The 24,460-nt window shown below is 30.1% G+C and carries 28 protein-coding genes; 19 read left to right on the top strand and 9 right to left on the bottom strand.

Annotated features, from left to right (window positions below; all coding sequences use genetic code 11):
- The first annotated feature begins 52 nt into the window (after positions 1-52).
- Both pfkB and B5E48_RS07965 read left to right on the top strand, forming a co-directional pair.
- Positions 53-976, top strand: coding sequence for a 1-phosphofructokinase (pfkB, locus tag B5E48_RS07970; RefSeq protein ID WP_087304685.1), 924 nt, complete (start codon positions 53-55; stop codon positions 974-976).
- Entirely contained in the window at positions 966-2,783 is a 1,818-nt protein-coding gene (locus B5E48_RS07965) for a PTS fructose transporter subunit IIABC (RefSeq protein ID WP_087304684.1), read from the top strand. The genes pfkB and B5E48_RS07965 overlap by 11 nt, the downstream gene beginning before the upstream one ends.
- Positions 2,784-2,936: 153 nt before the next feature.
- Here B5E48_RS07965 and B5E48_RS07960 read toward each other — a convergent pair whose 3' ends face one another.
- Entirely contained in the window at positions 2,937-3,143 is a 207-nt protein-coding gene (locus B5E48_RS07960; RefSeq protein ID WP_087304683.1) for a hypothetical protein, read from the bottom strand.
- Between the two features lie 177 nt (positions 3,144-3,320).
- Positions 3,321-4,508 carry a C40 family peptidase gene (locus B5E48_RS07955; protein WP_087245764.1) on the bottom strand — a complete coding sequence of 396 codons (1,188 nt, stop codon included), beginning with the start codon at positions 4,506-4,508 and terminating at the stop codon, positions 3,321-3,323.
- 195 nt (positions 4,509-4,703) lie between these two features.
- Here B5E48_RS07955 and B5E48_RS07950 point away from each other — a divergent pair, with 195 nt between their 5' ends.
- On the top strand, positions 4,704-5,738 hold the full coding sequence (locus B5E48_RS07950; protein ID WP_087245766.1) for a glycoside hydrolase family 25 protein: 1,035 nt from the start codon (positions 4,704-4,706) through the stop codon (positions 5,736-5,738).
- A 90-nt stretch (positions 5,739-5,828) separates the two neighbouring features.
- Positions 5,829-6,710, top strand: coding sequence for a YitT family protein (locus tag B5E48_RS07945; RefSeq protein ID WP_087304682.1), 882 nt, complete (start codon positions 5,829-5,831; stop codon positions 6,708-6,710).
- A gap of 31 nt (positions 6,711-6,741) precedes the next feature.
- On the opposite strand, the gene B5E48_RS07940 is transcribed toward B5E48_RS07945, so the two are convergent.
- Genes B5E48_RS07940 through B5E48_RS07925 form a run of 4 tightly spaced genes read right to left on the bottom strand, consistent with a single transcriptional unit; the run spans position 6,742 to position 9,248 of the window.
- Entirely contained in the window at positions 6,742-7,275 is a 534-nt protein-coding gene (locus B5E48_RS07940) for a ferritin-like domain-containing protein (RefSeq protein WP_087245771.1), read from the bottom strand.
- A gap of 42 nt (positions 7,276-7,317) precedes the next feature.
- Positions 7,318-7,821 (bottom strand): GNAT family N-acetyltransferase, encoded by a 504-nt coding sequence (locus tag B5E48_RS07935; RefSeq protein ID WP_087245773.1) that lies wholly within the window; start codon positions 7,819-7,821, stop codon positions 7,318-7,320.
- Positions 7,812-8,318, bottom strand: coding sequence for a GNAT family N-acetyltransferase (locus B5E48_RS07930; RefSeq protein ID WP_087297252.1), 507 nt, complete (start codon positions 8,316-8,318; stop codon positions 7,812-7,814). Before B5E48_RS07930 ends, B5E48_RS07935 begins: the two co-directional genes overlap by 10 nt.
- 9 nt (positions 8,319-8,327) lie before the next feature.
- A complete protein-coding gene (locus tag B5E48_RS07925) occupies positions 8,328-9,248 on the bottom strand; it encodes an aldo/keto reductase (RefSeq protein WP_087304681.1) in 921 nt (306 codons plus the stop codon).
- A 68-nt stretch (positions 9,249-9,316) separates the two neighbouring features.
- Between B5E48_RS07925 and B5E48_RS07920 the strand changes: the two genes are divergently transcribed.
- The 4 genes from B5E48_RS07920 (at position 9,317) to mreB (ending at position 12,293) form a co-directional block, all read left to right on the top strand.
- Positions 9,317-9,520 carry a DUF1146 family protein gene (locus tag B5E48_RS07920; RefSeq protein WP_087245779.1) on the top strand — a complete coding sequence of 68 codons (204 nt, stop codon included), beginning with the start codon at positions 9,317-9,319 and terminating at the stop codon, positions 9,518-9,520.
- Between the two features lie 26 nt (positions 9,521-9,546).
- Positions 9,547-10,449, top strand: coding sequence for a stage II sporulation protein D (gene spoIID, locus B5E48_RS07915; protein WP_241146949.1), 903 nt, complete (start codon positions 9,547-9,549; stop codon positions 10,447-10,449).
- Between the two features lie 31 nt (positions 10,450-10,480).
- Entirely contained in the window at positions 10,481-11,116 is a 636-nt protein-coding gene (locus tag B5E48_RS07910; protein WP_087245781.1) for a M23 family metallopeptidase, read from the top strand.
- Positions 11,117-11,303: 187 nt separating this feature from the next.
- Positions 11,304-12,293, top strand: coding sequence for a rod shape-determining protein (gene mreB / locus B5E48_RS07905; RefSeq protein WP_087245783.1), 990 nt, complete (start codon positions 11,304-11,306; stop codon positions 12,291-12,293).
- A gap of 204 nt (positions 12,294-12,497) precedes the next feature.
- Here mreB and B5E48_RS13510 read toward each other — a convergent pair whose 3' ends face one another.
- Entirely contained in the window at positions 12,498-12,725 is a 228-nt protein-coding gene (locus B5E48_RS13510; RefSeq protein ID WP_143747013.1) for a hypothetical protein, read from the bottom strand.
- A gap of 129 nt (positions 12,726-12,854) precedes the next feature.
- Entirely contained in the window at positions 12,855-13,412 is a 558-nt protein-coding gene (locus tag B5E48_RS07900; protein WP_087304680.1) for a hypothetical protein, read from the bottom strand.
- A gap of 658 nt (positions 13,413-14,070) precedes the next feature.
- On the opposite strand from B5E48_RS07900, the gene B5E48_RS07895 reads away from it, so the two are divergent.
- Positions 14,071-14,850, top strand: a complete 780-nt coding sequence (locus tag B5E48_RS07895) for an HAD-IIB family hydrolase (RefSeq protein ID WP_087304679.1) — start codon at positions 14,071-14,073, stop codon at positions 14,848-14,850.
- Positions 14,851-15,639 (top strand): Cof-type HAD-IIB family hydrolase, encoded by a 789-nt coding sequence (locus B5E48_RS07890; RefSeq protein WP_087304678.1) that lies wholly within the window; start codon positions 14,851-14,853, stop codon positions 15,637-15,639.
- A gap of 260 nt (positions 15,640-15,899) precedes the next feature.
- Here B5E48_RS07890 and B5E48_RS07880 read toward each other — a convergent pair whose 3' ends face one another.
- Positions 15,900-16,325 (bottom strand): acyl-CoA thioesterase, encoded by a 426-nt coding sequence (locus tag B5E48_RS07880; protein ID WP_087304676.1) that lies wholly within the window; start codon positions 16,323-16,325, stop codon positions 15,900-15,902.
- Between the two features lie 196 nt (positions 16,326-16,521).
- On the opposite strand from B5E48_RS07880, the gene B5E48_RS07875 reads away from it, so the two are divergent.
- The 9 genes from B5E48_RS07875 (at position 16,522) to B5E48_RS07835 (ending at position 24,237) form a co-directional block, all read left to right on the top strand.
- Positions 16,522-17,055, top strand: a complete 534-nt coding sequence (locus B5E48_RS07875) for a helix-turn-helix domain-containing protein (protein ID WP_087244984.1) — start codon at positions 16,522-16,524, stop codon at positions 17,053-17,055.
- Positions 17,056-17,072: 17 nt separating this feature from the next.
- Positions 17,073-18,650, top strand: a complete 1,578-nt coding sequence (locus tag B5E48_RS07870) for an ABC transporter ATP-binding protein (protein WP_087304675.1) — start codon at positions 17,073-17,075, stop codon at positions 18,648-18,650.
- 1 nt (position 18,651) lies between these two features.
- A complete protein-coding gene (locus B5E48_RS07865) occupies positions 18,652-19,494 on the top strand; it encodes an ABC transporter permease (RefSeq protein ID WP_087304674.1) in 843 nt (280 codons plus the stop codon).
- Positions 19,491-20,297 carry an ABC transporter permease gene (locus B5E48_RS07860; RefSeq protein ID WP_087244987.1) on the top strand — a complete coding sequence of 269 codons (807 nt, stop codon included), beginning with the start codon at positions 19,491-19,493 and terminating at the stop codon, positions 20,295-20,297. Before B5E48_RS07865 ends, B5E48_RS07860 begins: the two co-directional genes overlap by 4 nt.
- Entirely contained in the window at positions 20,278-21,357 is a 1,080-nt protein-coding gene (locus B5E48_RS07855; RefSeq protein ID WP_087297241.1) for an ABC transporter substrate-binding protein, read from the top strand. The genes B5E48_RS07860 and B5E48_RS07855 overlap by 20 nt, the downstream gene beginning before the upstream one ends.
- 149 nt (positions 21,358-21,506) lie before the next feature.
- A complete protein-coding gene (locus B5E48_RS07850) occupies positions 21,507-22,073 on the top strand; it encodes a dihydrofolate reductase family protein (protein ID WP_087304673.1) in 567 nt (188 codons plus the stop codon).
- A gap of 84 nt (positions 22,074-22,157) precedes the next feature.
- A complete protein-coding gene (locus B5E48_RS07845) occupies positions 22,158-22,703 on the top strand; it encodes a flavodoxin domain-containing protein (protein ID WP_087304672.1) in 546 nt (181 codons plus the stop codon).
- On the top strand, positions 22,700-23,395 hold the full coding sequence (locus tag B5E48_RS07840; RefSeq protein WP_087304671.1) for a DNA/RNA non-specific endonuclease: 696 nt from the start codon (positions 22,700-22,702) through the stop codon (positions 23,393-23,395). The genes B5E48_RS07845 and B5E48_RS07840 overlap by 4 nt, the downstream gene beginning before the upstream one ends.
- Positions 23,396-23,469: 74 nt before the next feature.
- Positions 23,470-24,237 carry an AIM24 family protein gene (locus B5E48_RS07835; protein WP_087304670.1) on the top strand — a complete coding sequence of 256 codons (768 nt, stop codon included), beginning with the start codon at positions 23,470-23,472 and terminating at the stop codon, positions 24,235-24,237.
- Positions 24,238-24,460: the final 223 nt, after the last annotated feature.

The raw sequence follows: 24,460 nt of genomic DNA, 5'->3' as shown, positions 1-24,460 counted from the left end.
TCTTTTTTTTATATTTTATGTATAATAAACATATAAAAAAGGAGGAATAAATATGATTTATACAATAACATTTAACCCATCAATTGATTATATTGTTGAAGTAGATGATTTTCAACTGGGGAAAGTCAATAGAACAGCAAATGAATATATTTTAACTGGTGGAAAGGGAATTAATGTTTCAATCGTTTTAAATAATTTAGGAATTGAAAGTCAGGCATTAGGTTTTATTGCAGGATTTACAGGTTCCTATATTCAAAGTCATTTAGAAGAAAATGGTATACATACAGATTTTATTGATGTTCAAAATGGTTATTCACGTATTAATTTTAAAATGAAAAGTCATGAAGAATCAGAGGTTAATGGAAATGGACCAATGATTAATGAAACTGATTTAACAAAGCTTATTGAAAAAATAAAAAAATTAAACAAAGGGGATATACTTGTTTTATCAGGAAGCATACCAAAATGTATATCTGATGATATTTATGCTCATATCATGAAAGAGATTAATCATTTAGGAATAAAAGTTGTTGTTGATGCAACAGGAAATTTATTAATGAATGTATTAGAATATAAACCATTTTTAATTAAACCTAATAATCATGAATTAGAAGAAATGTTTCACGTGAAACTTTTTAATCAAAAAGACATTGTTAAATATGCTAAAAAGCTTCAAGAAATGGGTGCAAAAAATGTATTGATTTCAATGGCAGGAGATGGAGCACTCTTTGTATGTGAAAATGGAAAAGTCTATTTTTGTGATGCACCTAAAGGTCAAGTTGTCAATTCAGTAGGTGCTGGAGATTCAATGGTTGCAGGATTCATTGCAGGATATGTCAAAACTCAAGATTATCTACAAGCTTTTAAAATGGGAGTAGCAACAGGAAGTGCAAGTGCATTTTCAAAAAACTTAGCGACTGCTAATGAAGTTGAACTTTTATTAAAAACAATTAATGAGGTCGAATATGAATATTAAAGATTTATTAAAAGAAGATAGTATTATTCTTAATTCAAATGCTAAAGATAAAAATGAAGCGATTCATGAAATGGTAGAAAAACACTTTCAATGTGGACATATCAAAGATAAGTTTATTTTTGAAAAAGCTATCTTAGAGAGGGAAAAGATATCATCAACAGGAGTAGGTAATTTGATAGCAATACCTCATGCTCAAAGTGAAACAGTTTGTTATCCTTCTTTAGTAGCAATGGTTAACAAAAATGGTATAGATTATGATGCATTAGATCAAAAGCCAGTCTCTCTCTTTTTTATGATTGCAGTACCTAAAGATGGTGGATTACAGCATTTACAGATATTAGCTCAACTATGTCAAATGTTAATGGAAGAAGATATGGTTAAGCAATTGATTAATAGTCAAGATGAACAAGAGTTTATTCATTTATTATTTCAAAATATGGATACAATGACAGATCAAAATGTTGTTCAAAATAAAATTGATCTAGTAGCTGTAACTGCATGTCCTACAGGAATAGCACATACTTATATGGCAGAAAAAGCATTAATAGAGAAAGCAAAAGAAATGAATATATCCATAAAGGTTGAAACAAATGGAGCAAGTGGTATTCAACATAAATTAACAAAAGAAGATATAGAAAAGGCAAAATGTGTTATTGTAGCGGCAGATAAGAAAGTGGAGATGGAAAGATTTCAAAATAAATATGTTATTCAAGTTCCTGTGACAAAAGCAATTGATCATACTGAAGAATTATTAAAAAACGCATTACAGCAAAAAGCTGAAATTTATCATGGCAAAGAATTATATAAAGAAAGTAATGAGAAGGGGACTAGAAAAATATATCAACATCTCATGAACGGTATATCACAGATTATACCTATCTTAATGATTTCAGGTATATTAATGAGTCTTATTCCTTACTTACAGAATATGGATGTTGATCAGGAATATTTAACTATCATGTATTATATTGCATCACTTGCTATTAATATTGCAATTCCCATAACCAGTGCTTTTATTGGTGATAGTATAGCAGGAAAACAGGGATTTGTTGTTTCTTTGATTTCATCCATCTTTTTGATTAATGTGCAGGGTAATATTATAGAAGGGATTTTAGTAGGATTCATAGGTGGATATCTAGCATTAGGCTTATCACATTTGTTTTCATATTTACCAAAGGATTTACAAAGTTTAACTCCAAATTTATTTGTACCTATTATAGGAACAACAATATTAAGTTTTCTCATTTATATGTTAGCCCCATATTTTATTGATTATGTCAGTTTATTGAATCAAAATCTAGATAGTATTGTAGTTGTTATTATTGGTGCAATCTTAGGTATGATGATGTCCATTGATTTAGGTGGTCCAATTAATAAGATTGCTTACACAATAGGTATTATCGGTATCTTTACAGGTAGATATGATATGATGTCAGCAGTTATGTTAGCTGGTATGATGCCACCATTGATCATATGGTTAACAATGTTAACAACAAAAGTTTTTGATCAAGAAGATAAACAAAAGAAATGGTCTTGTTTATTAAATGGATTGTGTTTTGTCAGTGAAGTAGCTATTCCATATATGAAAAAATATAAAAGCGCTGTTAAATATCCATGTATTATAGCATCAAGCATAGCTGGCGCATTATCAATGTATTTTCAATGTGGTCAAGCTTTCCCACATGGTGGTATATGGACAATATTCCTCATTAACAATCCAATTTATTTTATTTCTAGTTTAATGATTTCACTGATCATAGGAACACTATTAATCGTTATAATGAATAAGTTAAAACTAAAAGCATAAATTGCTATATACAATTTATTGGAATAAAAAAGAAGCTGTACAAAATATCTTTTTAAAAATTGATATGTTCAGCTTCTTTTCTTTAATTTGAATTTTGATAAAAAAATAATAGTATCTTCAAAATTGATTCTCTTTGTTTTTTATAAATGACTTCTATTTATTTATGTTCTTTAATATAATAAAACCAAAAGTAATGATTAAGATAATGATTGTAATTTGCATAGCTAGGATTTGTTTAAGAATATAGTCAGTACCATTCATGTTTGATATAAAACTATAAACAATTTCTTTACCTAAAATGATGCTGAGTATTATACCTAAAAAAATTTTAACACCAGTATTATTCAATAATTGTTTCATAGTGTCACCTCATATCTACTTTTTACAATATAATTTTAACATTTCTTTACTTATTATGGAAGATTTATCACGATGATGAAGAATATATGTATTATCAATGAAATGAAAAAGGGTAATGATGATCAAAAAATGATTTTCATTACCCTTTTTGTAGACTATTGGATATTTATTTTGCTATTAATATAATCTTCTATAATTATAAACATATCTTTCCCAGTATCCAGATAATGGGGCAGTTTTAACACATTGATCAGGATATTGCCCAACAGTTCCAGAACCTTCTCCAGAAGCATGAACAAAACTTCCACCACCAATATAGATACCAATATGAGCAACACCACTACCATAACTAAATGTAATGACATCACCAGGTTGTAATTCTGATCGAGAAATAGCTTTTCCACTACCAGCATATCCTGCAGCAGTTGTACGACCAAGACTCACGCCAGCTTGGTTATAAGCCCAATAAACTAAACCAGAACAATCGAAATAATTAGGACCATTTGCACCCCACCAATAACGACAACCCAGTCTTGTTAGAGCTTTTTGAGCAATGGCATTTCCTACGGCTGAATCACCTGGAACATATGATCCACCACCGCCACCACCACTAGGAGCACGAGAAATCAATTCAGATAAAGCTGCATCAATTTTCTTTTGTGCAGAGGAAACTTCTTTAGATTCTTGTTGACTATCTTTAATTTTTTCTTGTTGTGCAGTTTTCAGTTCTATGTATTTTTCTTGTAAAGCTTCCTGTGATTTTTTTTGTGATTCTAAGTTTTCTTTAGCTGTTTCTAGAGACTTTTGTTGTGTGTCAAGATTTTGCTTTTGTTGTGTGAGTTCTTCTACTAACTCTTTTTCATAAGCTGTAATATCATTAACACTTCCTATACGTGAGAAGAAAGTTGAGAAATCTTCAGAACCAAATAAGAAATCTAAAACCCAGTTAGAGTTATATGTTGTTTGCATAACATATAAACGTTCTCTCATTTGTTCTTCTTTCTTTGCAATGTCTTTCTTTATTTTTTCGATTGATTTTAACATATAATCAATTTCTTTGTTTTTTTCATCTATTTGAGAATTTAAAGTTTCGATCTTTTTAGATACTTCTTCAATGTTATCATTAGTTTCACTTAAATCATCTTTTGTATCTTGAATCTCTTCTTTTAAATCTTGATTTTTTTCTTTTAAATATTTGTTAAATTCCTGACATACTTTTTTATTAGAATTTGTTAGATTTGAAGAACAAATTTTAATATATTTATCTTCCTGTCCTTCAAAATCAGTCGCATGAACATCTATTGGAAATAGACTCATAGCAAATACTGAACAAAAAGCTAAAAAACTTATACCTAATTTTTTCATTCAATTAATCACCTCTGTAAAAAACATTATAACATAAAAAAGTCTAAAAAAAATACCAATTCATAGAATTTATGAAAGTCAGTATTGATGCATGTTTATATATTATAAAGCATATAATAGAAAGTCGTTATAACTATGGCAAATGTGGAGGCATTTTTTTTATAAGAACATATTGTATCTTGAGGAGGTGAGTTAATGGTTAAAGATGGTATTGATGTTTCACAATATCAAGGTGAAATCAATTGGGAACTTGTTAAAAATCATATTGATTTTGCAATTTTGAGATGTGGCTTTGGTCAGGATTTGCCTGGACAAGATGATCCTACTTTTAAACGTAATGCAGATGAATGTACAAGATTAGGTATTCCTTTTGGTGTTTATCTTTATTCATATGCCACTGATGAAAGGGCAGCATTATCAGAAGCTAGACATGTTATGAGACTTATTCAAGATTATCAGATGGAATATCCTATTTATTTGGATTTAGAAGATCCGAGTATAGGAAGATTAACAAATGATCAAATTGAAAAAAATGCAAGAGTCTGGGCTGATGAGCTTGCTAAACATAATTATTTCCCAGGATTCTATGCTTCATATTATTGGTGGACAACAAAACTAACTGGTCCAACATTTAAAAGATATACAAGATGGGTTGCTCGCTATGCTGAAGAATTAGGAGTAGAAGGATTTGATATGTGGCAATATACGAATCATGGTTTTGTTGAAGGAATAAGTGTACCTGTAGATAGAAATCATTCATATCGTGATTTTCCAACAGAAATTAAAGCTGGTGGATATAACAACTTCAATGTTGAAACAAACCCAGAACCTGCACCAGAACCAGAAGTACCACAACAAAACTATCAGGTAGGAGATCATGTAACATTTAATCATGTTTTTATCTCTTCAGACAGTAGTGTTCCTTTAGTTCCATATATGAATCATGGTACTATTACAAGAGTTGTTCCTAATGCGAGAAATCCATACTTGATAGGAAATGGTCTTGGATGGGTGAATAATGAAAGTATTACAGGAACTCTCAGATATTTATCTCATCCAACATATCGTGGAGATTCATTGGTAGATGCTTTGAGTCAGATAGGAGTTGATTCATCTTTTGCATCGAGAAAAGATTTAGCACAAAAAAATGGAATTGAGAACTATACTGGTAGTGCCAGACAAAATTTAGAATTATTAAGACTCCTTCAAGAAGGTCGCTTAAAAAGTTAAGGTATTGCTGTAAAGCGATACCTTTTCATATTGTATTTATGTTTGTACAATAGTATAATAGAGGCGTTTTAAAGGGGAGAGTGAAATATAATGGTTTATGCCAAGACAAGAAATGAAAAAGAATGGAAAAAACATATTACTTCGTTTATATGTGTACTTGTTGCTTCCATTATTATGTCTATCAATATAAAATCATTTGTTAGAGCAGGGGATTTGATACCAGGAGGATTTACAGGTTTATCATTATTGATTCAAAGATCATGTAGTGTTTTTTTTCAATTAGAATTACCTTATTCTCTTATTAATATTTCATTAAATGCTGTACCAGCATTTATTGGATTTAAGATAATAGGAAAGAAATTTACAAGTTATTCAGTGCTAATGATTGTTCTCAATTCATTTTTAGTCGACTTAATACCAGTCACACCTATTACATATGATCCATTACTTGTATCAGTTTTTGGAGGTATTTTAAATGGTATAGCTATTGTCATTGCATTATATGGAAAAGCATCAAGTGGAGGTACTGATTTTATTGCTGTCTATTTATCAAATAAATTAAAGAAACCATCATGGAATTTTGTATTTGGAATTAATGTTGTTATTTTAACAACAGGAGGTTTCTTATTTGGATTTGAAGCAGCCATGTATTCAATTATTTTCCAGTTTGTTTCAACACAAGTCATAGAAAGATTACATCGTAGAGATCATAAAGTGACTTTATTAATTATTACAAAAGATGGGGAAACAATTGGACAAGAGTTATTAGAATATACACATCATGGTGTAACACAATTTGAAGGACAAGGATGTTATTTAAAAGAAAATAAAACAATGTTATATACTGTTGTTGGAGCAGATGAAGTGAAAGATGTAGTTCATTTGATTAAAGCATTAGACCCACATGTTTTTATTAATATTATCAACTCTGAAGGTGTAACAGGAAGATTTTATCAAGAACCTATCGAATAAGAAAAGGAAGGTTTATATAGATTTCGTATTTCTATATAAATCTTCCTTTTTCTATTTCGGAACTATTTTGTAAATATTCATTTAAAAAGTATTCAAAAATTTGAATGTGTAATTCTTCATCCTCAATAATACGATGCAAAATCTTTTGGATTGTTCTTTCTTTTATACAGGTTATTTGTTGTTGATATATAGCAATTGTATTTTGTTCTTGAATAATCGCATTTTCTAATAAAGATTTTAAATGACTAGGATAGACATTATATCCAGGTGACCAGTATTCTAGACAACCTTGCTGACAATCCCAAAGTCGAGGATCTGCACCTAAATGATAAGCTAAATGAGCAAAGATATCTAAATGATGCATTTCAACAATACTGATTTTTTCCATTGCTACAGATAATTCAGGCCAAACGTCTTTTAAAATAACATGATTATAAAAATAAAGACTAACAGCATTCATTTCCGAATAGAGTCCAGCTAAATTAGATAACATTAAAGATGCATATTGTGGATTTTCCTTTATATCAGTCATTTCTGGATAAGGTTTGTTGATAAAGTAGTTCATAAAATAACCTCCATACTTCTACTGTATGAAGGTTATCTATAATTATTCTAATATTTTTTCAAAACCGATACGTAAGTCACCACTTAATAGAGTAATTTCTCCACATTGATGAAAACCATGTTTTTGTAAAAAACGTTGCATAGATAAATTATCTTCATGGGTATCAATGCGGATACTATGAATATGGTTTTGTTGACATTCATGAATAGCATATTCTAATAATTGATGAGCTATATTTTGACCCTTATGACTTTCATCTACAACTATTCGATGAATAACAGCATAAGGCTTATGATGAGTTAACCATTGTCCCTGAATCTTTTGATAAGTTGGCTCGTCTTCAATAGCAAAATACATTGTTCCAATAATATCATGATCTTCAATAACATAACTATTATTCTTTTGAATATCTTCAATAATATCTAAAGATTGAGGGTAACCATCTTGCCATTGATCAATATTTTGTTGTTTAAAATAATTTTGAGCTTGATGAATAAGTGTCATAATTCTTTGTACATCATCAAGATGAGATTTTCTTATTTCCATGTTGTTCTCCTTAAACTATAAATGATGACATCATGATATTGAAAGTTCTTATAGGCATGTTCAAATAAGTAACCTTCTTTTTCAAAATGATTCCATTCTAAAACACGACATGATGCTTTATTTTCTACAAAGACTTCAGCATAAATTTTATGAATATGGTAACATTCAAAAACATGCTGACAAAATAAACGTACAGCTTGTCGCATGATACCACGATGAGCATAAAGTGGATTTAACCAATATCCTAATTCACAATTATGGACGTAAATATCATTATGCAAAGTTCCACCAATACAACCTACACAAATACCATCTACAACAATTCCAAAATCTAGACCATGATTTTGTAAAGAATGAGTAATAAAAGACATAGCATGATCTAATGTATATGGATAGGGAAAAGTATTTCTTAAATACGTACCAATACTTTTTTCATTAGCATGATATGCTAATTGACAGGGATCAATTTGATCTAAAGTTTTTAATTCAATAATCATAGACTCTCCTTAAGGAAGAGGCTTATCACTCGCAAGGTAAAGATCGTACCATTGTTGACGTGTTAAATGAATATCACACGCTTGGACCATTTCTTTTAAATGAGCAGGTGAAGTTGTTCCCATAATAGGTTGCATACAAGCTGGATGACGAAGTAACCATGCAATTGCAATAGCACTCTTTGTCACATGATATTCATCTGCTAGTTTTTCCATGACAAAATTAAGTTTTTCATAGTTAGGATGATCAATAAAACATCCTTCTGCCCATGATGCCTGTACAACACTCCAAGGTTGAATCGTGATATCATGTAAACGACAATAATCTAAAACACCACCATCTTTATCTTGAGCCCATGATTCTTTCATATTCATATTCATTCCTGAATCAATCATAACAGAATGTACGATAGATAACTGTAATTGATTAATAATTAATGGGTGTTGAGTATATTTTTGTAAAAGTTCTATTTGTAAAGGTGTATGATTAGAAACACCAAAATATTTCACTTTTCCACTTTCATATAATTCATCAAAAGCTTCAGCAACTTCTTTTGGATCACATAAGGCATCAGGACGATGCAATAATAAAATATCAATATAATCAGTTTGTAATCTTTTTAAAGAATTTTCAACACTTGTTAAGATATGCTCCTTAGAAAAATCATAGCGTTTCCCTGGAACAATTCCACATTTTGTTTGAATAATCATTTTTTCACGATATTCAGGGTGCTTTTTTAAAACTTCACCAAAAATTTCTTCTGATTTTCCTCCACCATAAATATCAGCATGATCAAAAAAGTTAATACCTGCATCTAAAGCAGTTTGAACGAGTTCTTCGACTTGTTCTAGGCTTTTATCAGCAATACGCATACAACCTAAAGCTAAACGAGAAGCCTTTAAATCTGATTTTGATATTTGAAAATATTCCATAAATTAGTCCCTCCTGTTGTTATTATATAAAATAATGATTATAATGTAAAAGAAAAAGGGGTGTTTCCATGTATCATATTGTTAGTATTATCGTGTATATTGTTTCGATTACTCTTGCTATGATTGGTTTAAGTTGTTTTCGCTTTGATCAATACATCAGAAAAGGTAAAGAAAGAGAATTTCATATTTTCTTTATTGTTACATCAATAGCTTTAGGTTATTTATTTGCATCTTTTATATTGGATTTTGGAAGTTTAAGTTTTCAATTCTAAATAAGAAGTTTTCAACATATATATGAATGATGAAAAAAATATATGTAAAACTTCTTTTTATATTTTCTATTTTATTAGTGATCGGTTGTTTTCATTATCAGGATGCAATGGTTTGGATTCATTCAAAATATCAAGTGAAAACAAAGGAAAAAAATGTACAAGTTCAAATGTCTGATCAGGTTGTATCCATCCCATTAGAAGAATATCTTATAGGAGTTATTGCCGGGGAAATGCCAGTCAGTTTTGAAAAGGAGGCGCTCAAGGCACAGGCAGTAGCCAGTCGTACTTTTGTATTATCAAGGAATTTAAAAGTTGATAATACAACCAATTCACAGGTTTATTTAGATGATGATGAAATGAAGAAAAAATGGGGAAAACAATATGCACAAAATAAACAGAAAATAGAAGAAGCAATTCAAGAAACAAAAGGTGAAGTTATGACATATCAGGGAGAATATATTTCTGCATTGTTTTTTTCTAGCAGTAATGGTAAAACTGTTAATAGTGAAGATTATTTTACGGGAGAAGTGGCCTATCTTAAATCGGTTGATAGTCATTGGGATACAAGTATTGATCCTCATAATACAAGGAGTCAGACTTTTACCAAACAGCAATTAGCCAATATATTTAATGTTGTTCCTGAACAAATCAAAATCACATCCCATACATCAAGTGGCTATGTTGACAAAGTCACTATTAATCAAAAAACATATACAGGTAGAGAAATCAGAGAAAAACTATCGCTACCATCTTCGTGTTTTCAAATTCAGTTTTCATCAAAAGGTTATACTTTTATTACGCATGGCAATGGTCATGGTGTTGGTATGAGTCAATATGGTGCTCAAGCTATGGCTTTAGAAAAGAAAAGTTATAAAGAGATTTTACATCATTATTATCAAAATGTTGAAATTGAAAGTATAGACTCTTAACTTTTGTTCATACTTAAGTTGAGGTGAAAACATGAAGAAAAGATCTTTTCATTATAAGAAGATATTAGGAATCTCACTAGCTTTAGCTTTATTTTTAGGTGGAATTGGGATTGTTCAAAATATTTTAGATGAACGTACTCAAAATTTTGAAGATGAAACTGTTGTCAAAGTGGATGAAAATCAGACAAAAGAAAACAAAACTGAAGAAAAGAAAGTAGAAACTTTAAAATCACCGGTTAAAGATGGTATAGGGATAGTGAGATATTATTATGATAAGGATGATGATGCCACAAAGCAGGAACAGTCTTTAATACTATTTGAAGATGTTTATCGTCCTAATCAAGGTATTGACTATGCCAATAAGAATGAAAAATTTGATGTGTTGGCAGCTATCAGTGGTACTGTTACAAAGAAAACAAATGATCCTGTACTTGGCTGGGTTATCACTATTACCAATAGTGATAATATTTCTACAACTTATGAATCATTATCAGAAGTATCAGTAGAATTAAATAAAGAAGTCAAACAAGGTGATGTAATTGGTAAAAGTGGTGAGAATGTTTATGAAGCTGACTTAAAAAATCACTTACATTTTATTCTTCAAAAAGGAGATCAATTGTATAATCCAGAGAAATTTATTGGACAGACACTTGATATGATTAAATAAAATTTAGGTTCTTAGGAATCTAAATTTTTTTAAAATATTCACATAAATTTCATACATTTGGTATATTATCATTGAGGAAAAGAAAGTGTTTTGAAAAAGATAAAAATTATGTTGATATAGAAATAATTTTTTCTTGTAATTAATAGGAAAAATGATACAATAGAAATGCTTATAGGAGGAATGTTCAATGAAATTATCAAAGGAAATTGGTATTGACTTAGGAACAGCTAACATTCTTATTTATGTCAAAGGTGAAGGTATTGTTGTCAATGAACCTTCTGTTGTAACTATCAATACTGAAACAAATAAACCTATCGCAGTAGGAGAAGAAGCCAGAGATATGCTTGGAAAAACTCCAGGTAAATTTCAAGCTATTCGTCCTTTAAAAGATGGGGTTATCGCAGATTTTCAAATTACTGAAATATTATTAACTCATTTTATTAATAAACTTAACTTAAAAGGAGTTTTCTCAAGACCAACTATCTTAATTTGTTGTCCATCAAATATCACTTCAATTGAAAAGAGTGCTATTCAGGATGTTGCATTAAGATGTGGAGCTAAACGTGTTTATATTGAAGAAGAACCAAAAGTAGCTGCTATTGGTGCTGGATTAGATATTTCTAAACCATCAGGAAACATGGTTGTAGATATCGGTGGTGGAACAACTGATATTGCAGTTCTTTCATTAGGTGATATCGTTACAAGTACATCTTTAAAGATTGCTGGAGATAAAATGGATGCTGAATTAATTAAATATGTTAAAGATAAATATAAATTATTAATTGGTGACCGTACAGCAGAAGAAATTAAGATGACAATTGGTAGTGCTTATGAAGCTGATCCAAAAGAAGTAATGGATGTAAGAGGTAGGGATTTAGTTACAGGATTACCTCATACAATTCAATTGAATGCTAAAGAAACTCAAGAAGCTTTAGAAGAATGTTGTATGACAATTTTACGTTCTACAAAACAAGTTCTTGAACAAACACCACCAGAATTATCAGCTGATATCGTTAATAAAGGTATTTTCTTAACAGGTGGAGGAGCTTTACTTCATAACTTAGATAAATTCTTAGAAGAAGGATTAGGAGTTCCTGTATTTGTAGCTGAAAATGCTCTTGACTGCGTCGCTGAAGGATGCGGTGTTATGTTAGAAAACACTCAATATTTACAATAGTTAATAAAAGAGGCTGTAACGAAATAACTTTTTAAAGTGAATGCGTACAGCTTTTTTATGTGAATTTTGAGAATAAAAAATGATAAACTTATGATATGAAAATGGACAATGATGATCATTGCCCATTTTTATTATTTCTTAAAAATATTTGGTTGAGTTATTTTTAATAATGTCTTCATTGACAAAATCAATCATAGAATATTATTAAACCTTAATTTTTAACTTTTTATAAATTAGGAAACCAAAATAACCAAAGATCAAGAATGATAAAATAGAATCAAACACAATAGCAATCATATTATTTGTTCCATTAAATACTTCCAATAATAAAGGTATACTGACTGCAAATCCCATTAATAATCCCCAAATGCAATGAAACCATGATTTTGGAAAGAAAACAAAACCTATAAATAAAACAATCATTAGCAACATAACTGAATCATTCATAAACGAAAAGTGATATTCGCCGTTTTGCTAGAATAGTGCTAAAAGACCTAAAACACAAATTCATAAATTATTCATCTTAGGACTCATAAATTTCATAAAACCATCATCCATATCTTAGACTAATTCATCTTTACTGCGCATTAATTCTTCACTGCCATTTTGATAAGTTTGTATAATTTGCTGATGGTATTTTTCATATATGTTGATCATTTTTGTAATATACGGATTCACTATGTCTTGAATATTTTTTATATTTTCAAAATTTGAACTGTTCTGTATATTTGAACAGTCAACATATTTTCGAATCCAAAAATCATCAGTTTTGATAAATACATATATACTTTTTTTACCGTATATCCATAATGAAGTGCTACTCATCAGCTCAACTTCACATTCATATCCTTCATATTTCCAATTATATTCATGTTGTTTCTTATTATAATCATTTATATACGCTTTAGAATCTCTTTCCTTTAGAAAACAGATGTACTCTGTATCATCTTGTAATGAAACACCAACAGGTTCATTTTCCTTATTATAAATAAAATCAAAGCCATCATAATTCTCCACGAAATACGGATTATAGTCATTATATCTCCATAATTGTGAAAACAAAAATCCAATTATCAAAAGACTCATAATACCTAAAACTATTATTATACGTTTTTTCATATTACATTTTTACCTCGACAAGCTTTATTCCCATTATCCTACTATTTTTTATAAGTTTTTTAGAAAGTTTAATCATTGAACTATAGCTCATAAGAGCTATATATAAGTTATAATCATCAAGTTTAAAATAGTAGAACTTATTTCTATATGAATGATTATTATTTTCCACCATAGTATTAGCAAAATCATCAATCAATTTATTTGAATCATAGAATTGTTTTCCATTGAAATGATATAATTAAATATTATGAATGGATACATCTTTTTCTAAGTATTCTTCAACTGAATGATTACAATATGAGTGAAATATACTGCATTGATCATTGTTATAAGAATATTCATAATATTATCAATAGTCATAGAGAAATTTTAATTATTTCTTCATACAATCTTATATGTCATTTTTACCTTTATGACTGTATCTATAATGGAAAGAATTGCCTTCTTTTTTCGTACCATCCTTCCTTGGCATATTATTCTTTTTCTATTTCAATTATACTATGATATATATATTGACTCAAATATAAAACCAATTCTATAAATAGTTTAAATATCTTTTATCATCTATAAAATATTGAAAATAATAGTTTTTTCTTTATCTGTAAAAAAATAGATTTTTTATATGATTTTGTTAAAATAGATGACTGAGGTGATAAAGATGGGGAAAAAGAAATATTTTTTCTTTGATATTGATGGAACTTTAGCTGTAGGAACACCAGGAGATCAATATGTTCCTGAATCAGCGAAAAAAACAATTAAAGAATTAGAAGCAAAAGGACATTTTGTTGCTATTGCAACAGGTAGAAGTTATGCAATGGCAGTCAATCATATGAAAGAATTAGGATTTAAAAATATGGTGAGTGATGGGGGAAATGGAATCACTATCAATGAAAAACTAATTGAAATCAAACCTTTAGATTATGATAAGTGTCTAGCATTAATTGATGAATGTAAAGAAAAAGGATTCATTTGGGCAATATCACCAGATAATGAAACAAGACGTTTAGCTCCAGATAATCGCTTTTATGATTTTACACATGATATTTATATGGATACAGTTGTTGAAGAAGGCTTGGATCCAAGAAATTATGATCAAATCTATAAAGTTTATGTGGCTTGTTTTTCTCCAGAAGAAGAAAAACTAGAAACTTTAAAGGAATTACCTTGGTGTCGTTTTCATAAAGAATATTTATTTGTTGAACCAGGAGATAAATCAGTAGGAATTAAAGCTATTGTTGATCATTTTGGTGGAGATTATCAGGATGTTGTTGTTTTTGGTGATGAGAAGAATGATTTGAGTATGTTTCGTGATGAATGGACTTCTATTGCGATGGGAAATGCTATTGATGAATTAAAAGCAAAAGCAACATATATTACAGATGATGCTGATAAAGATGGCATTTATAAAGCATGTCAGCATTTTGGATGGGTGGATTAAATGAGTAGGAAAATTATATTTTTTGATATTGATGGAACATTGTTTTGTCCAGAGTTAGGACGTATTACTGATGAAGTGAAAAATGCAATGAAATCAGTTCAAAAGCAAGGACATTTATGTTTTGTTGCAAGTGGTAGACCTTATGGATTCATTGCTGAAAATGTAAAGGAAATAGGATTTGATGGATATGTACTGGCAAATGGAGCTAATGTGAAATATCATAATAAAGATTTAACAGCAAGATATTTAAATCCAGAAAAGGTTAAAGAATTGACTGAGTGTTTAAAGTCTAAAAATATTGAATATATTTTGCAGACACCAACACTTTGTTATTTGAATCAGTCAAACCAATGTTTATTAGATTTCTATTCTCATTGTAATATAGATTTTCATAATTTATGTTATCAATATGATGAAGAAGATATTATAAAAAGAACAGTTAAAATGGAAGCATGGACAAAAAATCAGGAAGAGTTAGATTATGCGATTTCATGTTTTCAATCTTTTTCTTACGAATTGCATCCAGATCATCATAGCCTAGAAATTTATTCTAATGAAGTATCTAAGGCAACAGGTATATTAGATGTCTTACATGAATTAAATATTGATATTAAAGATAGTTACTGTTTTGGGGATGGTCCTAATGATGTAGAAATGTTTGAAATAGTTGGACATCCTATTGCGATGGGAAATGCTATTGAAGATATTAAAAAAAGAGCAGAAATCATATGTCCAAGTGTTCAGGAAAATGGAGTGGCTATACAATTAGAAAAGATGTTTAATGAATAACTAGCTATCAAAGCTAGTTTTTTCGTATTATTGATAATATAAAAAGAGCAGAAACATTCTGCTCATATAAAATCTACATAAATAATATCATTGCAAACATAAAAAGTAAGGATATACTGGCAACTAATAGTGCAAAGTTAAAGCCAGTTTTTTTGTGTACTTCATTTTTAATACCGAAAGCAAATGAAAACACAAAGAGAAAAGGCAAAATAAACCAGGTAAGATATATCAATGTATGAAAGCCATCAGTTTGAAAGAGTTCACTCAACATTGTTTGTATCCTCGTTAAGAAGTTGAACAAAAATTTGATCTAATTCAGGTAGAGATCTTTTTAAAATAATTGGTCTACCATTTTGATTAAGAAAACAATGTAAACTTTTCCCAATAGCTACAATGTCATCATTGACTTTCATCGTATATTCTATTTCTAGACGTGTTCCCTTATATGCAGAAACCTTTGTTTCAATGTTAATAAGATCAGGGAAAGTCGTACTTTTTTTATAATCACATTGAATGCCTATAACAGGAGAACTAATACCTAATTCTTCCATCTTATCATAACCAAAACCAATATGATTTAAAAAATCAATACGCGCTTCTTCCATAAAACGAATGTAATTAGAATGATGTGTAATTTGCATTTTATCGGTTTCATAATATTGAACTTGATGTGTATATGTGTGCATAATCTATACTCCTTTACTTTTTTATTATAATGAATTTATTATATATATTCAAATTGATTTTGATAAAAAAGTTTAATATTTATGAACTTTATTTTAAAAATATGAAATTTATTGTTGCATTAGGGGTAGAAATATGTATAATAAAGTTGTTTGATTTTTTGAATTTAAAGTTTAGTATAGTGACATGGAGGTTTATATGGACATTGGAAAGAAATTGAAGGATTTGCGTATAAAAAATGATTTGACCTTGGAAGAGTTGGCTTCAAGAAGTGAACTCACAAAAGGATTTCTTTCTCAAGTCGAAAGAAATTTAACCAGTCCAAGTATCTCTACACTCGAAGATTTGTTAGAGGCACTAGGCACCAATCTTTCTGAGTTCTTTCAATCTGATCAGGAAGAAAAGATTGTCTTTCATACACAGGATTTCTTTGTGGATGAAAAAGACGAATATACAATTGAATGGGTTATTCCTAATGCTCAGAAAAATGAAATGGAACCAATTCTTTTAACTATTCATGGACATGAAAGAAGTAAAGAAATGGAATGTCATAATGGAGAAGAATTCGGTTATATTTTAAAAGGAAATGTCACTTTAGTTCGTGGGAATAAAAAATATAGATTAAAAGCAAAAGAAACATTCTATATGGATGGTAAAGAAAGTCATTATTTTATCAATAATGGTTCAAGTGATGCCAAAATATTGTGGGTCACAACACCACCAATGTTTTAAAAGAAGGGAGTATGATTATGGATAAGAAGAAGTTAATACAATTTCGTAATATAGTGAAAGAATTTGATGGACAAATTGTTTTAAAAGGTGTCAATCTTGATATTTATGAAAATGAGTTTGTGACTTTACTGGGACCTAGTGGTTGTGGAAAGACAACATTACTAAGAATTTTAGGTGGTTTTCTAGATGCAACTGAGGGAGAAGTTATTTTTGATGGAGAAGACATTAGTCAAGTTCCTGCACATAAAAGAGAGTTAAATACTGTCTTTCAAAAATATGCTCTTTTCCCACATATGAGTGTTTATCAAAATATTGCCTTTGGATTAAAAATTAAGAAAATGAGTAAAGACGTTATTGAACAAAAAGTTATGAAAATGTTAAAGCTCATTGGTTTAGAAGGTTTTGAAAATAAAAACGTTACACTTCTTTCAGGGGGACAACAGCAACGTGTAGCGATTGCCAGAGCACTTGTTAATGAACCTAAGGTTTTATTATTAGATGAACCTCTTGGAGCATTGGATTTAAAATTAAGAAAAGAAATGCAATATGAATTAAAAAGAATTCAACAGGAAGTTGGAATTACCTTTATCTTTGTTACACATGACCAGGAAGAAGCCTTAACTATGTCAGATAAGATTGTTGTTATGAAGGATGGGGAAATTCAACAAGTTGGAACACCTCAGGAAATCTACAATGAACCAGAAAATAGATATGTCGCTAACTTCATTGGGGAAAGTAATATTATTCCAGCTGTCATGTTAGAAGATTATAAAGTGAAATTTGATGATATTGTTTTTGACTGTGTGGATTTTGGATTTAAAGATAAACAACCTGTTGATGTTGTGATTCGTCCAGAAGATATTGATATTGTGGATGTCAAAGATGGAAAAATGACAGGAGAAGTCTTAAGTGTTCTTTTTAAAGGTGTTCATTATGAAGTTATGGTTGAAACAGTTCCAGGAACAAGCGTAACTGTGAACATGCATGTCATCAGAAATCGTGATGTGACATCTGAAAACGGAAAAGAAAAAATCAGTGCCAATGATTTCTATGTCGATATTGAAGATGTCAAATCATTAGATGATGCTGAAATTATTGCGCGTGCTGATGCACAGGCATGGAATCCTGAAACAGATGATTATATTTCTATCAGTAAGATTGATTATGATTTAAAAGAAGAAATTGGTGAATATGCAGTGACATTCTCGACTTCAAGTGGAACATCAGTAGAACGTAAGATCATTGTTGTGAATCAACCTGTTGTGAAGAATGAAAGAGCGAATGAAGGGGTTATGGCATTCAATTTCTTTAAGACAGTTGATGAACTTGATGAATCCGTAGCCTTAGATACAGATTTAAAAACATGGGCAAATGCTCAAGGATGGAAATTAAATGATGAAGATGAATCTGTAGATATTTATGTAGATTATGATTTTGATCCTGAACATATTGAAGAAGGAACATATAAAGTCACTTTCTCAACAGAAGGTAGAGAATTAAAGATTCATACAACAGATTATGTGGAAGAAGGTAAAGAGGTCGGTTTAACATTCTTCCCTGAAGATATTCATGTCATGGAAAAGATGGGGTTCTAGAATGAAACGTTTTTCACAATTAGCATGGCCCTATATGATATGGGTGATCTTAATGATTTTATTACCAATGTTATTAATTCTTTTCTATGCATTAACAACAAGTGGAAATGACATCATTAACTTTACATTTACTTTGGATCATTTTAAAAAGTTTTTTACCGACCCAGACTTTTTACTTGTCTTATGGCGTTCATTGACGATTGCTGTGAAGACAACAATTATCTGTGTTGTCTTAGGTTATCCAGTTGCTTATTTTATTGCAAGAAGCAGTGATCGTGTTCGTAATATTCTTGTTTTAGCTATTACTTTACCAATGTGGATTAATATGTTAGTCAGAACATATGCCTGGATAGGAATTCTTTCTGATGGGGGTATAGCTCAAACAATTCTAGGTTTCTTTGGACTTAAAGATATGGAGTTGTTATATACAGAAGGTTCTGTATTGCTTGGAATGGTTTATAACTTTATTCCATTTATGATTCTACAAATCAATACATCTTTATGTAAGATGGATAAATCATTATTAGAAGCCAGTGCTGATTTAGGGGCGAACAGAGTTCAGACATTCTTACGTGTCACTTTGCCATTATCTTTATCAGGAGTTGTCAGTGGAATAACACTTGTCTTTTTACCAGCAGTGAGTTCATTCTTTATTCCTAAACTTCTTGGTGGAGGACAGTTCTTCTTAATTGGTAACGTGATTGAAAATCAATTTATTACAGTTGGAGAATGGAACTTTGGTAGTGCAATCTCTATGATTATGGCAGTCATTATGATGATTTGTATGTATGCAATTAGAAAAATTGATGAACGTAATAGTGGAGGAGGGAATCAGGAATCATGAAAAAAGATAAGAGAATTATTGGTAAAATTTTAATGGTTCTGATGATTTTATTCTTCTATTTACCAATTGTATTTATGGTTATCTTCTCTTTTAATGAAAGTAAATCATTAACACATTTTACTGGTTTTAGTTTAAACTGGTATGAAAAACTCTTCCAAAATAGGGATATGATGGAATCATTATATGTCACAATTACAGTTGCTGTGATTGCTACAATTGTATCGACAATAGTAGGAACAATTAGTGCCATTGGTTTATCAAAATCAAGCAAGATTGTTAAAAAAGTCATGATGCAGTTAAATGATTTTCCAATTATGAATCCAGAAATTGTGACAGCTATTGGATTGATGCTACTATTTATTACATTTCATATAGAACGTGGTTTTATGACAATGTTACTTGCTCATATTACATTCTGTATACCTTATGTCATTTTAAGTGTGATGCCTAAAATTCGTTCACTAGATCCAAATTTATCTGATGCAGCAATGGATTTAGGAGCAACACCATGGCAAGCTTTAACAAAAGTTTTAGTACCACAAATTATGCCTGGTATCGTATCAGGAGCCTTAATTGCCTTTACAATGTCATTTGATGATTTTATCATTTCATACTTTGTAACAGGAGGAGGGGTTAAAAACTTAAGTATCATGGTTTATACAATGAGTAAAAGAGTTAACCCAACAATCAATGCAATATCTACGCTTGTCGTAGTATTGATAACGGTAGTCTTAGTGATTATCAATGTAGTACCACTAATTAAAGCAAGAAGGGAGAAAAAAGATGAAAAAGTTATTAACTAGTTTATTAGCGGTTGCAACAATGTTTACTTTAACAGCGTGTGGAGGGGATTCAAATGCAGATAAGCCATATGCTGGACAAGAATTACACCTTTATAACTGGGGAGAATACATGGGTGAAAATTTTATCTCTGGTTTTGAAGATTTAACAGGCGCAACAGTCGTTGTGGATTACTTTGATTCAAATGAAGCTATGTATATCAAAGTCGCAAATGGAGAACCATATGATATTTTAGTTCCTAGTGACTATATGATTGAAAGATTAATTCAAGAAGATCTTATTCAAAAATTAGATAAAGATAAGATTACATGTATGGATGAGCTTGTTGATGCTGTCAAAGGATTACCTTATGATCCAAACAATGAATATTCTATTCCATATTTCTGGGGAACAGTAGGAATTGTTTATGACAAAACAAAAGTCAGTGAAGCTGATTTAGAAAAAGAAGGATACAATATTTTCTTAGATACTAAATACAAAGGAGATATTTATCTATATGATTCTGAACGTGATTCATTCATGATGGCATTAAAAGCTTTAGGATATTCAATGAATACAAAAGATGAAAAAGAATTAGAAGAAGCTTATAACTGGTTAGTGAAATGTGTAGAAACAATGGAACCAGAAATCGTAACTGATGAAATTATTGATAACATGGCTCAAGGTAGAAAAGCTTTAGGATTGATTTATTCTGGAGATGCTGCTTATGTTATGAGTGAAAATGAAAACATGGGATTCTATATGCCTGAAACAGGAACAAATTTATGGAGTGATGCTATGGTGATTCCAAAGAATGCTGAAAATGTAGAATTAGCACATGAATTTATTAATTATGCTTGTAGCTATGAAGCTGCTATGGATAATTCAAGCTTTGTAGGATATACTTCTGCTAATCAGGAAGTTATGGATGAATTAGCAAGTGGAGATTATGAAGGAATTAATGCTTATGTGCCTAGAACTGGTAATGATAAAGATGAAGTTTTTGAATATGATGAAGCAACTCGTAAAATCATTTCAGATTACTTCAGTAAAGTAAAAATCGCAGCTTCAAATGCTCAATAACAATAATGAGAAGATTGATACTATGTATTAATCTTCTTTTTTTCCTAAAAATAAAAAAGATGAACATTTATATAAGTATTAATTGCATATAAAAAGAAATGACGACAAAGATTTAACATGTTATAATTTGAATGCATTGAGGTGGATGAATGAGAAAAGTTATTTTATTTATTGCGATGAGTCTAGATGGATATATTGCTGATCAAAATGGTGGAGTAGACTGGTTACAAGGACAGGACTCCAATCAGGAAACAAAAGATATTTATACAGAATTTATTCAAAATATAGATACAGTTATTATGGGATGGAATACATATCATCAGATTGTAACAGAATTATCACCAGATCAGTGGATTTATTCTTCACTTCAAAGCTATGTCATAACACATAATCAAAAAGAATCAACAGAAAATATTCAATTTGTTTTACAGGATCCAAGCTATTTGATTAGGGAGTTAAAACAAAAAGAAGGAAAAGATATATGGATTTGTGGTGGAGCACAAATCATTCAATCGCTTATGCAAAATCAAATGATTGATGAATATCATATTTCTATTATTCCAATTCTTTTAGGATCAGGCATTTCATTGTTTCATACAGGATTTTCAACAATTCCATTACAATTAGTAGAATCTCATGAGAATAATGGAATATTGGACACAATTTATGTGCGCAGAAAAGAAACGGATATAAATGAGTCATGTGATAGAAAATGATTTTTTAGAAATAGTAAGGTTTCTATTTTATTGTATGTATAGAGCAAGAAAAAGGAATGAATATCATGGAAGGAAGGCATAAAAATGAAAGGAATTATTATATATGGTTCTCACTATGGAACAACAAAACAATATGCTGAAGAATTATCAAGATTAACATATTTACCATTAGAAAACGAAGAAGATGTAAACAATATACATGATGATTTCATTGTTTATTTAGGTGGATTATATGCAGGAGGAGTTAAGGGATTAAAACATATAGTTAAAATGATACCATCACAGACACAAATGATTGTCGTGACAGTAGGTTTAGCAGATGTTCAAGATGAACAAAATATAAAAAATATAAGACATGCTCTCCAACAACAATTATCACCAGAACTTTTTCATGGCTCAAAGTTTTTTCATTTACGTGGAGGTATTGATTATTCAAAGTTAAGCTTTAAACACAAGACTATGATGACTCTTTTATATAAGGTTACTAAAAATAAACCACGTGAAAATATGACTGCAGAAGATCAAGCTATGGTGGATTCGTATAATAAAAAAGTTGATTTTGTTGATTTTCAAGCATTAAAGCCAATTGTTGAAGAAATTAACTTTATCATGCAAGGAGAATCGAAATGAGAAAAAGATATAAAAAGAAACTTATAAAAATTATTGTTGCTGGTGTTGTTGCACTGGGTGGATATCTTGGTGTTGAATTTCATCAGCAGACATATAGTGCTATCAGTATTGAAGATGTCCCAGAATATAGTGGGCAACCTTATGTGATTATTAATGATAATGAACCTTACTTTGATAAGGATGATTTAACAACACAAACATTTGAAAAATATAGTTCTTTAGATTCATTAGGAAGATGTGGTGTAGCTTATGCGAATATTGGTGAAGAAACTATGCCAACAGAAAAAAGAGGGAATATTGGAATGATTAAACCCTCTGGATGGCAAATTAAAAAATATGATTTTATAGATGGGAAATATTTATATAATCGTTGTCATTTGATTGGTTATCAGTTAAGTGGTGAAAATGCAAATGAAAAGAATTTAATCACAGGGACAAGATATATGAATACAGAAGGAATGTTGCCTTTTGAAAATGAAGTTGCTGATTATGTGAAAGATACAGGAAATCATGTTTTATATCGTGTGACACCTGTTTTTGAAGAAGATAATCTGGTGGCTGATGGTGTATTGATGGAAGCTATGTCTGTAGAGGATCGAGGTTTAGATATAGAATTTAATGTTTTTGTGTATAATGTTCAGCCTCATGTGAAAATTGATTATCAGACTGGAAAAAGCTCTTTAGATGAATAAAAATATAAAAATAATAAAAAAAGTTGGACTCCTTAAAAATGGTTTAGTACAATGTAGAAAAGGAGGTCATCAATATGTTTACAATTTCTAATTTTACAAATAATAATGATGTGAAAATCATTAATGAGAAAGGACCTTTTCAAGTCATTGAATATCAACGTGATTTAAGTGTAATGCCACATCATGCGCAAACTGCTTATTTTTGTAGTGAAATGAATATTCGTAAAAGACAGGTTATTTGTGATATTAGTCAAGCTAATGTTGTGGTACAGGCAGGGGCAATGCAATGGATGGTTGGCAATGTCTATGCAACAACAGGATTAAAAGGTGTAGGGGATTTGTTATCTAAAGCAGTAAGAGGAAAAGTGACTGGAGAATCAGCAATTAAACCAGAATATACAGGAGATGGAGTTCTAGTATTAGAACCTACATATAAACATATTTTATTGCTTGATCTTGATGAATGGAATCAATCTGTTGTATTAGATGATGGTTTATTTTTAGCTTGTGATGCAAAATTAAAGCATAAAGCTGTGATGCGTTCTAATTTATCATCAGCGACAATGGGAAATGAAGGATTATTTAATCTTGGAATAGAAGGTTCTGGTATTGTATGCTTAGAATCAGAATGTCCACAAGAAGAACTTATTGAAGTGACTTTAAAAGATGATGTTTTAAAAATTGATGGAAATATGGCTATTGCATGGAGTGGAACTCTTGAGTTCAAAGTAGAACGTTCTGGAAAAACATTAGCAGGCTCAGCAGCATCTGGTGAAGGCCTTGTGAATGTTTATCGTGGAACAGGAAAAGTTTTGATTGCACCAGTTGAATCAAGAAAATAGGTATAAAAAAGGATTGAAAACGAAACTTTCAATCCTTTGTTTTTTATATTATAGGAATTTGGTTTCGTTTGGCTGATAAATGCTTAAAGCAAATATTAACAATAAGCAAAATAAAAAGTAATGCACCAGCATTACTCTATTTTTCTGCATGCAAAAACGTAACCAGATATATCATTTCTTGACCTGGTGCATTGTTCCTTTTCCACATTTCATGCAGATGCAT

Origin of the sequence: Massilimicrobiota sp. An105, from assembly GCF_002161155.1 — a bacterium.
Lineage (GTDB): Bacteria > Bacillota_I > Bacilli_A > Erysipelotrichales > Coprobacillaceae > Allocoprobacillus > Allocoprobacillus merdigallinarum.
Note: the sequence above shows the minus strand (reverse complement) of the source record. Positions and strands in the feature narration are given on the sequence as shown.